The 13688-nt window shown below is 54.1% G+C and carries 13 protein-coding genes and 3 tRNA genes; 6 read left to right on the top strand and 10 right to left on the bottom strand.

The window, feature by feature from the left end:
• Position 1 precedes the first annotated feature (1 nt).
• Positions 2–1294 (bottom strand): transcriptional regulator PtsJ, encoded by a 1293-nt coding sequence (ptsJ, locus tag J4685_RS06560; RefSeq protein WP_000565125.1) that lies wholly within the window; start codon positions 1292–1294, stop codon positions 2–4.
• An 82-nt stretch (positions 1295–1376) separates the two neighbouring features.
• Here ptsJ and pdxK point away from each other — a divergent pair, with 82 nt between their 5' ends.
• Positions 1377–2243 carry a pyridoxine/pyridoxal/pyridoxamine kinase gene (pdxK, locus tag J4685_RS06555; protein ID WP_000529622.1) on the top strand — a complete coding sequence of 289 codons (867 nt, stop codon included), beginning with the start codon at positions 1377–1379 and terminating at the stop codon, positions 2241–2243.
• Complete coding sequence (locus J4685_RS06550; protein ID WP_000844541.1) at positions 2240–2479, top strand: hypothetical protein; 240 nt, start codon at positions 2240–2242, stop codon at positions 2477–2479. Before pdxK ends, J4685_RS06550 begins: the two co-directional genes overlap by 4 nt.
• Positions 2480–2641: 162 nt before the next feature.
• Here J4685_RS06550 and crr read toward each other — a convergent pair whose 3' ends face one another.
• The 5 genes from crr to cysZ all read right to left on the bottom strand — a co-directional run bounded on the left by crr (position 2642) and on the right by cysZ (position 7653).
• Positions 2642–3151 (bottom strand): PTS glucose transporter subunit IIA, encoded by a 510-nt coding sequence (gene crr / locus J4685_RS06545; RefSeq protein ID WP_000522253.1) that lies wholly within the window; start codon positions 3149–3151, stop codon positions 2642–2644.
• A 40-nt stretch (positions 3152–3191) separates the two neighbouring features.
• Positions 3192–4919, bottom strand: a complete 1728-nt coding sequence (ptsI, locus tag J4685_RS06540; protein WP_000623114.1) for a phosphoenolpyruvate-protein phosphotransferase PtsI — start codon at positions 4917–4919, stop codon at positions 3192–3194.
• Between the two features lie 48 nt (positions 4920–4967).
• Entirely contained in the window at positions 4968–5225 is a 258-nt protein-coding gene (gene ptsH / locus J4685_RS06535; RefSeq protein ID WP_000487600.1) for a phosphocarrier protein Hpr, read from the bottom strand.
• A 383-nt stretch (positions 5226–5608) separates the two neighbouring features.
• Positions 5609–6580: a cysteine synthase A gene (cysK, locus tag J4685_RS06530; RefSeq protein WP_000036904.1), complete on the bottom strand. Its 972-nt coding sequence runs from the start codon at positions 6578–6580 to the stop codon at positions 5609–5611.
• A 311-nt stretch (positions 6581–6891) separates the two neighbouring features.
• A complete protein-coding gene (cysZ, locus tag J4685_RS06525) occupies positions 6892–7653 on the bottom strand; it encodes a sulfate transporter CysZ (protein ID WP_000255008.1) in 762 nt (253 codons plus the stop codon).
• Between the two features lie 231 nt (positions 7654–7884).
• Here cysZ and zipA point away from each other — a divergent pair, with 231 nt between their 5' ends.
• From zipA to J4685_RS06510, 3 genes are all read left to right on the top strand, one after another.
• Positions 7885–8871 carry a cell division protein ZipA gene (gene zipA / locus J4685_RS06520; protein WP_000983126.1) on the top strand — a complete coding sequence of 329 codons (987 nt, stop codon included), beginning with the start codon at positions 7885–7887 and terminating at the stop codon, positions 8869–8871.
• 71 nt (positions 8872–8942) lie between these two features.
• Positions 8943–10958: an NAD-dependent DNA ligase LigA gene (ligA, locus tag J4685_RS06515; protein ID WP_000433272.1), complete on the top strand. Its 2016-nt coding sequence runs from the start codon at positions 8943–8945 to the stop codon at positions 10956–10958.
• A gap of 1 nt (position 10959) precedes the next feature.
• Positions 10960–11178, top strand: coding sequence for a DUF3820 family protein (locus J4685_RS06510; RefSeq protein ID WP_016505185.1), 219 nt, complete (start codon positions 10960–10962; stop codon positions 11176–11178).
• Here J4685_RS06510 and J4685_RS06505 read toward each other — a convergent pair.
• Positions 11175–12173: a bile acid:sodium symporter family protein gene (locus J4685_RS06505; protein WP_000765580.1), complete on the bottom strand. Its 999-nt coding sequence runs from the start codon at positions 12171–12173 to the stop codon at positions 11175–11177. The genes J4685_RS06510 and J4685_RS06505 overlap by 4 nt on opposite strands.
• An 89-nt stretch (positions 12174–12262) precedes the next feature.
• Here J4685_RS06505 and J4685_RS06500 point away from each other — a divergent pair, with 89 nt between their 5' ends.
• On the top strand, positions 12263–13189 hold the full coding sequence (locus J4685_RS06500; protein WP_001109823.1) for a LysR family transcriptional regulator: 927 nt from the start codon (positions 12263–12265) through the stop codon (positions 13187–13189).
• A 191-nt stretch (positions 13190–13380) separates the two neighbouring features.
• On the opposite strand, the gene J4685_RS06495 is transcribed toward J4685_RS06500, so the two are convergent.
• From J4685_RS06495 to J4685_RS06485, 3 genes are all read right to left on the bottom strand, one after another.
• Positions 13381–13456: transfer RNA gene (locus J4685_RS06495), tRNA-Lys, on the bottom strand.
• Positions 13457–13460: 4 nt separating this feature from the next.
• Positions 13461–13536 (bottom strand) — tRNA-Val (locus J4685_RS06490).
• A gap of 41 nt (positions 13537–13577) precedes the next feature.
• A tRNA-Val gene (locus J4685_RS06485) sits at positions 13578–13653 on the bottom strand.
• Between the last annotated feature and the right edge of the window lie 35 nt (positions 13654–13688).

The raw sequence follows: 13688 nt of genomic DNA, 5'->3' as shown, positions 1-13688 counted from the left end.
GTTAGCGATTTAGCGCCTGATGGATATCAGCCGCCAGCGTGTTGATCTCGCCGTCATTTAATGTCGACAGCGTGATACGTAGACCGTGAGACGGCGCGCTTACGCCAAAGGCTTCGCCCTCACGTACCAGCCAGCCGGATTTTGCCAGCGTAAACGCGGTAGCCTGGCTATGGGTGTCCAGCGGGAGCCAGGCATTCACGCCGTCGCCGGGAGAAATGGCGATGCCATATTGCTGTAGGGCGCGGGCCAGTTTTTGTTGCCGGGTGGCGTAAAACAGCCGCGTTTGCGCCAGCCTGTGCTGATACTCAGGGTCGGTCAGGCAGGCGTAGACCAGATCCTGTAACAGATGGCTGACCCACTGACTACCGGCATTTAGCCGCAGCCGAAGTTTTGCCGAGGTCGCGCTGTCGCTGGCGACAATAGCAAGACGTAAATCGGGGCCGAGGGCTTTGGAAACGGAGCGTATCACCGCCCAGTGTTGCGTTGTCTGCGCAATAACCGGCTGCCAGGGCGACGAAGAAAGCAGGGCGAAGTGATCGTCGATAATGACCAGTACCTGAGGGTAACGCGCCAGTATATTTTGCAGCGCAGCGGCACGGCGAGCGCTCAGGCTACAGCCGGTAGGGTTGTGTGCGCGCGGCGTTAAGATCACTGCCCGCGCGCCCTGGTTTAGCGCCTGCTCCAGCTTTTCAGGCTGCATTCCTTCGCTATCCACACTGACCGGGCTGGCGCTAAAACCGGCATAGCGCAGCATATTGATACTGCTTAAAAAACAGGGATCTTCCACCGCGACGCTGTCGCCCGGCAGCAGATGCGCGCAAAGCAGTCTTTCGATAGCGTCGATAGCTCCGCTGGTGATATCAATTTCGCCTGCGACGGGGTTGGCATCCCGTAGCCAGTGCGCCGCCCAGGCGTGTAGTTCAGGGGAAACGGGCGCATCGCCGTAGAGATACGGCGTGCGGCTGAGACGGGCAAAATAACGGCTGAGGTCAGGCAGACGCTGCGGATCGGGATTGCCGCCGGAAAGGTCGTGCAGAGGCGTATGCGGATCGCCGCCTTCCAGCGCTACGGGAGACGGACTGCCTTTAATCACCGTCCCATTGCGGCCTAAACTTTGCGCCAGTCCCGCCGTTATCAGCCGTTTATACGCCGCTGCGACGGTATTGCGGTTCACCTTTAATTCGCTTGCCAGCTCCCGTACCGGCGGGAGCGAATCCTCTGCCCGTAACGTGCCGGCGATAATGTGTTGACGGATACTGTCAAAAATTTCGTTAGCGGTTTTTCCGTCGATCATTATTGACCTATGACAAAATGAATTTTAGCATATGACAATGATAATGAGGCGGTAGCCTGCTGTCCAGCGAGAGGAAAATTTTATGGGACAAGAGAGTGATATTCAGTCAGTGCTCTTCGACGACAACCATCGGGCGTTACAGACCGATATCGTCGCCGTCCAGTCACAGGTCGTGTACGGCAGCGTAGGCAACAGCATCGCTGTTCCGGCCATTAAAGCGCAGGGATTACGCGTGACGGCTGTTCCGACGGTGCTGTTCAGCAATACGCCGCACTATAAAACGTTTTATGGCGGTATTATTCCCGCCGAGTGGTTTGCAGGCTACCTTACGGCGTTGAATGAGCGCGATGCGCTACGTGAATTAAAAGCGATTACCACCGGTTACATGGGCAGCGCAGACCAAATTGTATTGCTTTCGAAGTGGCTAATGGCGATCCGGGCTTCGCATCCGGAGGTGTGTATTCTTGTCGATCCGGTCATTGGCGATACCGACAGTGGAATGTATGTGCAGGCGGAAATTCCGCAGGCTTATCGCACATATTTACTGCCGCAGGCGCAGGGGCTAACGCCGAACGTATTTGAGCTGGAGATGCTGAGTGGTAAACCGTGCCGCACGCTGGAAGAGGCGGTGGCGGCGGCGCAATCGCTGCTTTCCGATACGTTGAAATGGGTGGTTATCACCAGCGCGCCGGGCGAGTCTCTGGAGACCATAACGGTTGCGGTCGTTACTGCGCAGGTCGTAGAGGTCTTTGCCCATCCGCGGGTGGCGACGGAGTTAAAAGGGACGGGAGATCTCTTCTGCGCCGAGCTGGTCAGCGATATTGTGCAGGGAAAAAAACTGACGACCGCGGCAAAAGATGCGGCGCAGCGTGTGCTGGAGGTGATGACCTGGACACAGCAGTGTGGCTGTGATGAGTTAATTCTGCCGCCGGCAGGGGAGGCGCGATGAAGAGTTATCGGCTGGTGGTTCGCCAGCAGGGACGTATCGTGGGGCATTTTGAAACGAGCGGGCTGGACGCGCTGGAAGATATTTGCGTAGCGCGGGCGATGTTTGGCATCACTGGCGGCTATCAGTGCGAGTTGCAAGTGTCCGATTCCGAACGCAGGATGCTGGAGAGTGGCCCGGATGGGATGAAGATCCTGATGCGCGAGAAGTGCTTTCGCCCGGTGACCTCGCAGTTGTAACCCGTGGATTGGCGCTGAAATGTTCGCAACCTTGTAGGCCTGATAAGCGTAGCGCCATCAGGCAGTGCGCCACACCATCGCCGGATGGCGGCGCAAGCGCCTTATCCGGCCTACAGGCAAAAAAATGGCGCCCAAAGGCGCCATTCTTCACTGCGGCAAGAATTACTTCTTAATGCGGATAACCGGAGTTTCACCCACGGTCACGCTACCGGACAGTTTGATCAGTTCTTTGATTTCATCCATGTTGGAGATAACAACCGGAGTCAGGGTAGACTTGGCTTTTTCTTCCAGCAACGGCAGATCGAACTCGATGACCGGATCGCCAACTTTCACGCGCTGACCTTCTTCAGCAATACGCTTGAAGCCTTCGCCTTTCAGCTCAACGGTGTCGATACCGAAGTGAACGAACAGCTCAATGCCGCTATCGGATTCGATAGAGAACGCATGGTTGGTTTCAAAGATTTTGCCGATGGTACCGTCAACAGGGGCGACCATTTTGTTACCGGTTGGTTTGATAGCGATGCCATCACCAACGATTTTTTCAGCAAAAACTACATCCGGCACGTCTTCGATGTTGACGATCTCGCCAGAGAGCGGGGCAACAATCTCAATAGTTCCGGTGTCTTTCTTATCATCAGAAACCAGAGATTTTAGTTTATCGAACAAACCCATGATCTTCTCCTAAGCAGTAAATTGGGCCGCATCTCGTGGATTAGCAGATTGTTTTTTCTTCAATGAACTTGTTAACCAGCGTCATTAACTCGTCCGTTGTCGGTTGAGCAAGAGCCTGCTCTGCTAACACCTTCGCATCTTCGAAGTTCGTGTTACGGATAATCTTCTTAATGCGCGGGATAGAAATGGCGCTCATAGAGAATTCGTCCAGACCCATCCCCAGCAACAGAAGTGTAGCACGTTCGTCGCCTGCAAGCTCACCACACATGCCAGTCCATTTACCTTCTGCATGAGAAGCATCAATAACTTGCTTGATCAAGTTCAGTACGGACGGTGACATTGGCTGGTAAAGGTGTGAAATCATATCATTACCACGGTCAACTGCCAGGGTGTACTGCGTTAAATCATTGGTGCCGATACTAAAGAAATCAACTTCTTTGGCTAAATGACGCGCAATTGTCGCCGCAGCCGGTGTTTCCACCATCACGCCAATCTCAATGCTTTCGTCAAATGCTTTACCTTCGTCACGCAGTTCCTGTTTGTAGATTTCAATCTCTTTGCGCAGCGCGCGAACTTCTTCAACAGAGATGATCATCGGGAACATAATGCGCAATTTACCGAAAGCGGAGGCACGCAGAATCGCGCGAACCTGGTCACGCAGGATCTCTTTGCGATCCATGGCGATACGCACGGCGCGCCAGCCCAGGAACGGGTTTTCTTCTTTCGGGAAGTTCATGTACGGCAGCTCTTTGTCGCCGCCAATGTCCATGGTACGGACGATAACCGCCTGCGAGCCGCACGCTTCAGCGACCGCTTTATAGGCGGCAAACTGCTCTTCTTCCGTCGGCAGCGCGTCGCGATCCATGAACAGGAATTCAGTACGATACAGACCAACGCCTTCCGCGCCGTTACGCTCAGCGCCTTCAACGTCGCGAACGGTACCGATGTTGGCGCAAACTTCGACCTGATGTCCATCCAGCGTGATTGCCGGCAGATCTTTCAGTTTTGCGAGTTCCGCTTTCTCGGTCGCAACCTGCTCCTGGACGGCGCGCAGTTGCTCAATAACATCGTTGGTCGGGTTGACGTAAACCTGGTTGTTTACGGCATCCAGAATCAGATAGTCGCCGTTTTTCACCTGAGCGGTGACGCTACCGGTACCTACGATCGCTGGCAGTTCCAGAGAACGCGCCATGATGGAGGTATGAGACGTGCGTCCGCCCGCGTCGGTGATGAAGCCCAGCACTTTCTGCAGGTTCAGCTGCGCGGTTTCTGACGGCGTCAGGTCAGCGGCAACCAGGATAACTTCTTCCTGAATCGCGCTCAGATCGATAATGGCCAGACCCAGGATGTTGCGCAACAGGCGCTTACCGATATCACGTACGTCAGCCGCACGCTCTTTCAGGTATTCATCATCCAGTTCTTCCAGGGCAGTGGCCTGACCTTCGATAACTTCATGTGCGGCTGCGTCAGCCGTCATGTGCTTATCTTTAATCAGGGCTATGATTTCCTGCTCCAGCTCCTCATCTTCGAGCAGCATAATATGCCCTTCAAAGATGGCTTCTTTTTCTTCACCGAACGTTTCACCAGCTTTTGTCTTGATCGCTTCCAGTTGCGCAGATGCCTTGGCACGACCGCTCAGAAAACGTTCAACTTCCTGATCAACCTTGTCGGCAGAAATTTTTTTCCGGTCAATGACGATTTCGTCTTCTTTCAGCAGCAGTGCTTTGCCGAAAGCGATACCCGGGGATGCTAAAATGCCTGAAATCATAACCCTACCTTACTTGTGACTGATTTTTAAAAGAACCCGGAAAAAAACTTACTCGAGTTCCGCCATCAGTTTGACCAGATGTTCAACCGCTTTCTGCTCATCTTCACCTTCTGCGGAGATGGTGACGACGGTGCCTTGAGTCAGGCCCAGAGTCTGCAGTTTAAACAGGCTTTTCGCGCTGGCGCTTTTGCCGTTGGAAGTCACAGTAATCTCAGAAGTGAAGCCTTTTGCTTCTTTAACAAACTGAGCAGCAGGGCGGGTGTGCAGACCGTTCGGAGCGGTAATGGTAACTTCTTGCTGGAACATTGTATTTCCCCAACTTATAGGTTTAGTGTTGTGGAACTAAAGTCTAGCCTGGCGGCTCAACTTTAGCCTGTATTGTTAGCGCCGGCGTAAACGGGACGCGACACAAAAGGTGTTCTACGCAATCCGTTGCTGGCAACTTATGGCCGCTGACGTTTCGCTCGTCATTAAACATTATGCCGCGAAAGGAAGAGTTGAACCAAATCATAAAATCGATTCAGCTAACGCTTTTCCTGTAACGATTAATTTCGCGCATCAAAATAATTAGTCTGGTTAAATACCAGTTCCGGCAGGGTGAATCAATGCCAGGTGAGGTGAAAGTTTGAAGCAGGCCACAAAAAAGCACCCAAAAAGGTGCTTTTTTACGCGTTTTTAACATGCTGGCATCACTGTTGCAGTTCTTTCTCAGTAAAGAGATCGGCGAACAACGCGGTGCTCAGATAACGCTCACCTGATGAAGGTAGGATAACCACAATATTCTTATTGGTAAAGCTTTCATCTTCCTGCAGCTTAAGCGCTGCAGCAACCGCGGCGCCGGAAGAAATTCCCGCCAGAATACCTTCCTCTTCCATCAGACGGCGCGCGGTAGAAATGGCTTCTTCATTGGTGATGCCCACCACTTTATCAATCAGTTTCAGATCCAGGTTGCCTGGGATGAAGCCTGCGCCGATGCCCTGAATTTTATGCGGGCCCGGTTTGATCTCTTCACCAGCCAGCGCCTGGGCGATAACCGGGGAGTCAGTGGGTTCTACCGCAACGGTGATAAGATCGGTTTTACCCTTCGTCCCTTTGATATAACGCGTGACGCCGGTTAACGTACCGCCAGTGCCGACGCCGGAGATAAACACATCCACCTGACCATCGGTGTCTTCCCAGATTTCCGGGCCGGTGGTTTTTTCATGGATTTCCGGGTTGGCAGGGTTGCTGAACTGCTGGAGCAGGAGATATTTTTGCGGATCGCTGGCGACAATTTCTTCGGCTTTCTGAATAGCGCCTTTCATCCCTTTCGCCCCTTCGGTCAGCACCAAATTCGCGCCTAATGCTTTGAGTAGCTTGCGGCGTTCAATGCTCATGGTTTCCGGCATGGTCAGGGTGAGTTTGTAACCGCGCGCGGCGGCGACATACGCCAGCGCAATACCGGTGTTGCCGCTGGTCGGCTCCACCAGTTCCACGCCAGGTTTCAGTACGCCACGCTTTTCGGCATCCCAAATCATATTGGCGCCGATACGGCACTTGACGCTGAAGCTCGGGTTGCGCGACTCCACCTTCGCCAGAATGCGTCCATTACCGATACGGTTCAGTCGAACCAGCGGCGTATGACCGATAGTCAGCGAGTTATCTTCATAAATCTTACTCATGGCCTGTCCTTAACTGTATGAAATTGGGATACCTTCCCAGCATACCTTCCAGCCAGATATGGGGAAGTAAGGATTTCGCATATCTATATGCTGATGGGGAATAATGGTTATCAGTATGGAATAAGAGACAGCATAAGAGCCTATCCCATTAGGGCTATTTTACTTGCCATTTTGGACCTGGGCAGTGCTCAAAATCCTCACGTACTACGTGTACGCTCCGGTTTTTGCGCGCTGTCCGTGTCCAAACTGGCTGCGCCAATAACGCCTGGTGGGATAGGCTCTAAGCCATCTCTTATTTATACATTTTTACGTTATTTCCATAACGCGTGCTTAGCACGCCAGCAATCAACCCACATTGCCGTCGCGCCACAGACGGCGACAGGCATAATGAAAAGGTTAAGCACCGGAATCATCGTAAAGAGGCTGGTGAGCGCGCCAAATTGCATATTCGCCACCTTCTGCGTGCGCAACGCGGCGCGCATCGTTTTAAACGGCACTTTGTGGTTATCAAACGGGTAGTCGCAATACTGGATCGCCAGCATCCAGGCGCTGAACAAAAACCACAGCACCGGCGCGATGGTTTGGCCAATGCCAGGAATAAAATAGAGAACCAGCAGCACAATAGCGCGCGGCAGATACCACGCCAGCTTTTGCCATTCACGTTTCATAATGCGCGGTACATCTTTCATGATGCCGAGTATGCCGGTATCTGGCGGCGTGGCGCCGGTTAACCGCGCCTCAAGCTGTTCGGCTAAAAGGCCGTTAAACGGCGCGGCGATCCAGTTGGCGAGGGTAGAGAAAAAATAGCCAAAGACCAGCAGAACAGAGATAACCGCAATCGGCCACAGCAGATAGCTCAGCCATTGCAGCCAGTCCGGCACATGACTCATCAACGAAGGTATCCAGGCGTCAAGCTGGGTAAACAGCCACCAAAATGCGCCGCCCATCAGCACAATGTTGACCAGCAAAGGTAAAATAACAAAGCGGCGGATTCCCGGTAGGGTGACTAACTTCCATCCTTGCGAGAAATAATAGACGCCGCTACGTGGTACGGTTGTGGATGATGAAACCATATTCAGGACATACTCCTTTTTCTTAAAGCCCTGGGTAAACGTGGGATATCTTACCCGGTTATCAGACGGTGGATAGTTCGGAAATGTTCGAAAAAACAGCAAAAAGCACATTTTCCTTCATCTTTATGCTGCGAAAGCCAACAGTACACTTGCACTTGACGTAATCGGCAAATACTCTTAGTGAGTAAATGTTTGCCGTGGTGGCAAGGTGTTAGAACAACAGAGAATATAATGATGCAGGATTTGCGTCTGATATTAATCATTGTTGGCGCGATCGCCATAATCGCTTTACTGGTACATGGTTTCTGGACCAGCCGTAAAGAACGATCTTCTATGTTCCGCGATCGTCCACTAAAACGCATGAAATCGAAACGCGACGACGACTCGTATGACGACGATGTCGAAGAAGACGAAGGCGTGGGTGAAGTTCGTGTTCACCGCGTAAATCATGCCCCCGGCCAGTCGCAGGAGCATGATGCCCCTCGTCAGTCGCCGCAACACCAGTACCAGCCGCCTTATGCGTCTGCGCAACCGCGTCCAGCGGCGCCGCCGCAGCCGCAAGCGCCGATGCAACAGCCGGTTCAGCAACCGGTCCAACCTGCGCCGCAGCCTCAGCAGGTTCAGCCATCTGCGCCGCCGGTACAGCCGCCGCAACAGCAGCCTGCACCGCCGTCGCAAGCGCCGCAGCCTGTTGCGCAGCCCGCGCCGCCGCCATCAGCGCAAACCTTCCAGCCTGCGGAACCTGTGGTTGAGGCGGAACCGGTAGTGGAAGAAGCGCCGGTTGTGGAAAAACCGCAGCGTAAAGAGGCGGTCATCATTATGAACGTCGCGGCCCATCATGGCAGCGAGCTTAATGGTGAAGTGTTACTGAACAGTATTCAGCAGTCAGGCTTTAAATTTGGCGATATGAATATTTTCCATCGTCATTTGAGCCCGGACGGCAGCGGCCCGGCCTTGTTCAGTCTCGCGAATATGGTCAATCCGGGAACGTTCGATCCTGAAATGACGGACTTCACTACGCCTGGCGTCACTATCTTTATGCAGGTACCGTCTTACGGCGATGCGCTGCAGAATTTCAAGCTGATGCTGCAATCCGCGCAGCATATCGCTGATGAGGTCGGTGGCGTCGTGCTGGATGACCAGCGTCGGATGATGACGCCGCAGAAACTGCGCGAATATCAGGACCGCATCCGCGAGGTGATGGACGCTAACGCCTGAGGTTAACGCAGGTGTGACATTTTTAACGTAACCCCCGCCTGTCGGGGGTTTTTTATCATTGATGGTGTGATATGGAACCAATCGAACAACAACTGACAGAACTGCGAACCACGCTTCGCCATCATGAATATCTGTATCATGTGATGGATGCGCCAGAGATTCCCGACGCCGAATATGACCGCCTGATGCGGGAACTGCGAGAGCTGGAGGCGCAACGTCCGGACCTTATCACGCCGGATTCGCCCACGCAGCGCGTTGGCGCGGCGCCGCTGACGGCATTCAACCAGATTCGCCATGAAGTACCGATGCTGTCGCTCGATAACGTATTTGATGAAGAAAGCTTCCTGGCGTTTAACAAGCGAGTGCAGGATCGTCTAAAAAGCACGGAAAATGTCATCTGGTGCTGCGAGCTAAAGCTGGATGGCCTGGCGGTCAGCATTCTGTATGAAAACGGCGTGCTGGTGAGCGCAGCGACGCGTGGCGACGGCACCACCGGTGAAGATATCACTTCAAACGTGCGCACGATTCGCGCCATTCCGTTAAAGCTGCACGGCGATAACATTCCGGCGCGTCTTGAAGTTCGCGGAGAGGTATTTTTACCGCAGGCCGGGTTTGAAAAGATCAATGAAGACGCGCGCCGCACTGGCGGCAAAGTGTTTGCTAACCCGCGTAACGCGGCGGCGGGCTCGCTGCGTCAGCTCGATCCGCGTATTACGGCGAAGCGACCGCTAACATTTTTCTGCTACGGCGTCGGTATTCTGGAAGGCGGCGAGTTGCCGGATACGCATCTGGGACGTTTGCTGCAATTTAAAGCGTGGGGGTTACCGGTCAGCGATCGCGTGACGCTGTGCGATTCTCCCCAGGCGGTACTGGATTTTTATCACAACGTCGAAAAAGATCGCCCCACGCTCGGTTTTGATATCGACGGCGTGGTGATTAAGGTCAACTCGCTGGCTTTGCAGGAACAGCTGGGCTTTGTGGCCCGCGCGCCGCGCTGGGCGGTGGCGTTTAAATTCCCTGCTCAGGAGCAGATGACTTTTGTGCGCGATGTTGAGTTTCAGGTTGGGCGCACTGGGGCGATTACGCCGGTGGCGCGTCTGGAACCGGTTCAGGTGGCTGGTGTGCTGGTCAGCAATGCCACGTTGCATAATGCCGATGAAATTGAGCGGCTTGGCTTGCGCATTGGCGATAAGGTGGTTATCCGTCGGGCAGGCGATGTGATCCCTCAGGTGGTCAACGTGGTTCTGTCCGAACGCCCTGAAGAGACGCGTCCGATTGTGTTTCCAACGCACTGTCCGGTGTGCGGATCGGACGTAGAGCGCGTCGAAGGCGAAGCCGTTACCCGTTGTACCGGTGGGCTGATTTGCGGCGCGCAGCGTAAAGAGTCGCTGAAACATTTTGTGTCGCGCCGGGCGATGGATGTAGACGGGATGGGCGATAAGATCATCGACCAACTGGTGGAAAGGGAGTATGTCCATACGCCAGCGGATCTGTTCCGTCTGACGGCGGGTAAACTGACCGGCCTGGACCGAATGGGGCCAAAGTCCGCGCAAAATGTTGTAAACGCGCTGGAAAAAGCCAAAGCGACGACCTTTGCGCGTTTTCTCTATGCGCTGGGCATCCGTGAAGTGGGTGAAGCGACGGCGGCGGGGTTGGCGGCTTATTTCGGCACGCTGGAGGCACTACAGGCCGCCACCATTGACGAGTTGCAGAAAGTACCTGACGTGGGGATTGTGGTCGCTACGCACGTCTTTAACTTTTTTGCCGAAGAGAGCAATCGTGATGTGATTGTGCAGCTACTGGCGGAAGGGGTTCACTGGCCCGCGCCGGTAGTCATTAATGTGCAAGAGATCGATAGCCCGTTTGCCGGTAAAACCGTGGTACTAACCGGTAGCCTGAGCCAGATGTCCCGCGATGACGCTAAAGCGCGTTTAGTGGCGCTGGGCGCGAAAGTGGCAGGCAGCGTATCGAAGAAAACCGATCTGGTGATTGCCGGTGAAGCGGCGGGTTCCAAACTGGCCAAAGCGCAGGAACTGGGCATCAATGTCATTGATGAAGCGGAAATGATCCGCTTACTGGGTGCCTGAGATGGAAAAAGAGCAGCTGGTTGAAATCGCCAACACCGTGATGCCGTTCGGCAAATATCAGGGACGTCGATTGATCGACCCTCCGGAAGAGTATTTGCTGTGGTTTGCCCGTAAAGATCAATTTCCGGCGGGTAAACTGGGGGAGTTGATGCAAATCACGCTGCTGATTAAAACCGAGGGGCTGACGCAACTGGTGCAGCCCCTGAAACGCCCGCTTTAAGCTTTCGCGGCGCGGCTTTCCTGCTGCGCCTGTAACTTCTCGGTCTGGCGTTTGTAGCGCCGCGCCAGCCCTGCGCAGACCATCAGTTGGATCTGGTGGAAGATCATCAGCGGTAATACCATCATACCTAGCACTGACGTCGGAAACAGAATATTGGCCATCGGGATCCCGTTGGCTAGGCTTTTTTTCGAACCGCAGAAGACAATAGTGATTTCGTCGGCTTTATTGAAGCCGCATTTACGGGCGACAAAGACGTTAATGGCGATGACGATCGCCAACAGTATGAGACTGACCACGACGATAAACAGCAGCGATCCCCAGCCGACTTTGTGCCAGATGCCATTGACCACCGCTTCGCTGAACGCCGAGTAGACCACCAGCAGAATAGAGGTCTGATCCGTTTTCGCGATCCACTTTTTGTTGCGCGCGACCCAGTTGCCGATCCACGGGCGAGACAGGTGTCCCAGCACAAAAGGCAGCAGCAGTTGCAGCATAATTTTGCCCACCTCTTCCAGACTGCCCTGTGCGCCATGAATATTCATTACCAGACCGACCAGCAGCGGCGACAGGAAAATGCCCAGCAGACTGGACGCAGACGCTGAGCACACCGCGGCCGCGACGTTACCGCCCGCGAGTGAAGTAAACGCAATCGCAGACTGCACGGTGGCGGGCAAAATGCACAGATACAGAAAGCCGCTGTAGAGCATAGGGTCGACATTGACAGGCGCCCACCAGGCAAACAGTACGCCGAGGACAGGAAAGAGCACAAAAGTGCTGCACATGACCCACAGATGCAACCGCCAGTGGCTGCCGCCAGCGATGATCGCTTCACGTGAAAGCTTCGCGCCATGCATAAAAAACAGCAGAGCGATGGCCGCTGTCGTAATGCCTTCAACGACAGGCACAAAGCTGCCTTCCGCCGGGAAAAAAGAGGCCAGTAGTACCACGGTGATAAGTGTCAGCGTGAAAGGGTCAAGGATACGAAAAAGTTTCATAAAAACTCCTGAAAGTCGGTGCAGCTATTTTGCGTTTTTCGCTTTGAGAAATAAAATTGATTTATTGCATCTATATATGAATCTAGTCGATGAACTATTCACTGCGTCAACTGCGTATTTTTATTACCGTCGCCCAGGCCAAAAGTTTCAGTCGGGCAGGGGACAGGATTGGACTGAGCCACTCTGCGGTCAGTCATAGCGTAAAAGAGCTGGAGCGGCAAACCGGCGTCAGACTGTTGGATCGCACTACGCGTGAGGTGGTGCTGACCGAGGCGGGGCAACAACTGGCGACGCGTCTGGAGCGGGTGCTTGATGAACTGAACAGCATACTGCGCGATGCAGGCAGAGTAGGGACACAATTAACCGGCACTGTGCGCGTTGCCGCGAGCCAAACCATTTCTGCGCATCTTATTCCGCAATGCATTGCCCAAAGTAATTCACTTTATCCCGCTATTGATTTTGTATTGCACGATCGTCCGCAGCAGTGGGTGCTGGAGAGCATCCGCCAGGGTGAAGTGGATTTTGGCATCGTTATCGATCCCGGCGCAGCGGTGGATTTACAGTGTGAAGCCATCTTATCAGAGCCTTTTTTACTGTTGTGTCGCCAGGATCATCCGCTGGCGCATCAGGAATGGGTGAGCTGGCAGGATCTTAAACAGGCCTCGCTGGTCTTACAGGATTATGCTTCCGGCAGTCGACCGCTGATTGATGCGGCGCTGGCCCATTTTGCTATTGAGGCGGATATCGTGCAGGAGATTGGTCACCCGGCCACGCTGTTTCCAATGGTGGAAGCGGGAATCGGCATCAGCGTGCTGCCCGCGCTGGCGTTACCGCTCCCGCAGGGCAGCCACTTACAGGTTAAACGGCTGACGCCCGTAGTTGAAAGGCAGCTCATGCTGGCGCGGCGAAAAAACCGTTCGCTCTCCACGGCGGCGCAGGCGTTGTGGGACGTGGTGCGTACTCAGGCCAGCGAATTAACCGCCGCGAGGGCGAAAGATCCGCTGTATCAGCTATAGGCGGTAAGCGAGCCGGTAGCGTTGCTGCGGTATTTATGCCGGGTGGCGGCTTCGCCTTACCCGGCCTACGCGGCGGTGTCGTCTGTAGGCCTGATAAGCGCAGCGCATCAGGCAAGACCCGAACCTGCTGCAGGTTCGAATCTTCCATATCGCAGATAGCAAAAAAGCGCCTTTAGGGCGCTTTTTTACATTGGTGGGTCGTGCAGGATTCGAACCTGCGACCAATTGATTAAAAGTCAACTGCTCTACCAACTGAGCTAACGACCCGAAGTGGTGGGTGATGACGGAATCGAACCGCCGACCCCCTCCTTGTAAGGGAGGTGCTCTCCCAGCTGAGCTAATCACCCACTTCGGCACTTCACAATAAGAAATTTAGCTGGCGAGAAAGTGGTGGGTGATGACGGGATCGAACCGCCGACCCCCTCCTTGTAAGGGAGATGCTCTCCCAGCTGAGCTAATCACCCACTTCTCAATTTCTTATCTACACGGCGGAGACTAC

The sequence above is a fragment of the Salmonella sp. 32100201201700099SM genome (assembly GCF_017572645.1).
GTDB classification, from domain to species: Bacteria; Pseudomonadota; Gammaproteobacteria; order Enterobacterales; family Enterobacteriaceae; genus Salmonella; species Salmonella enterica.
The sequence above is the reverse complement of the archived record's forward strand: the minus strand, read 5'-3'. Positions and strand labels throughout refer to the sequence as shown.

Coding starts and splice junctions, on each gene's coding strand:
- ptsJ (WP_000565125.1), bottom strand. CDS start 1,294: ATGATCGACGGAAAAACCGCTAACGAAATTTTTGACAGTATCCGTCAA.
- pdxK (WP_000529622.1), top strand. CDS start 1,377: ATGGGACAAGAGAGTGATATTCAGTCAGTGCTCTTCGACGACAACCAT.
- J4685_RS06550 (WP_000844541.1), top strand. CDS start 2,240: ATGAAGAGTTATCGGCTGGTGGTTCGCCAGCAGGGACGTATCGTGGGG.
- crr (WP_000522253.1), bottom strand. CDS start 3,151: ATGGGTTTGTTCGATAAACTAAAATCTCTGGTTTCTGATGATAAGAAA.
- ptsI (WP_000623114.1), bottom strand. CDS start 4,919: ATGATTTCAGGCATTTTAGCATCCCCGGGTATCGCTTTCGGCAAAGCA.
- ptsH (WP_000487600.1), bottom strand. CDS start 5,225: ATGTTCCAGCAAGAAGTTACCATTACCGCTCCGAACGGTCTGCACACC.
- cysK (WP_000036904.1), bottom strand. CDS start 6,580: ATGAGTAAGATTTATGAAGATAACTCGCTGACTATCGGTCATACGCCG.
- cysZ (WP_000255008.1), bottom strand. CDS start 7,653: ATGGTTTCATCATCCACAACCGTACCACGTAGCGGCGTCTATTATTTC.
- zipA (WP_000983126.1), top strand. CDS start 7,885: ATGATGCAGGATTTGCGTCTGATATTAATCATTGTTGGCGCGATCGCC.
- ligA (WP_000433272.1), top strand. CDS start 8,943: ATGGAACCAATCGAACAACAACTGACAGAACTGCGAACCACGCTTCGC.
- J4685_RS06510 (WP_016505185.1), top strand. CDS start 10,960: ATGGAAAAAGAGCAGCTGGTTGAAATCGCCAACACCGTGATGCCGTTC.
- J4685_RS06505 (WP_000765580.1), bottom strand. CDS start 12,173: ATGAAACTTTTTCGTATCCTTGACCCTTTCACGCTGACACTTATCACC.
- J4685_RS06500 (WP_001109823.1), top strand. CDS start 12,263: ATGAACTATTCACTGCGTCAACTGCGTATTTTTATTACCGTCGCCCAG.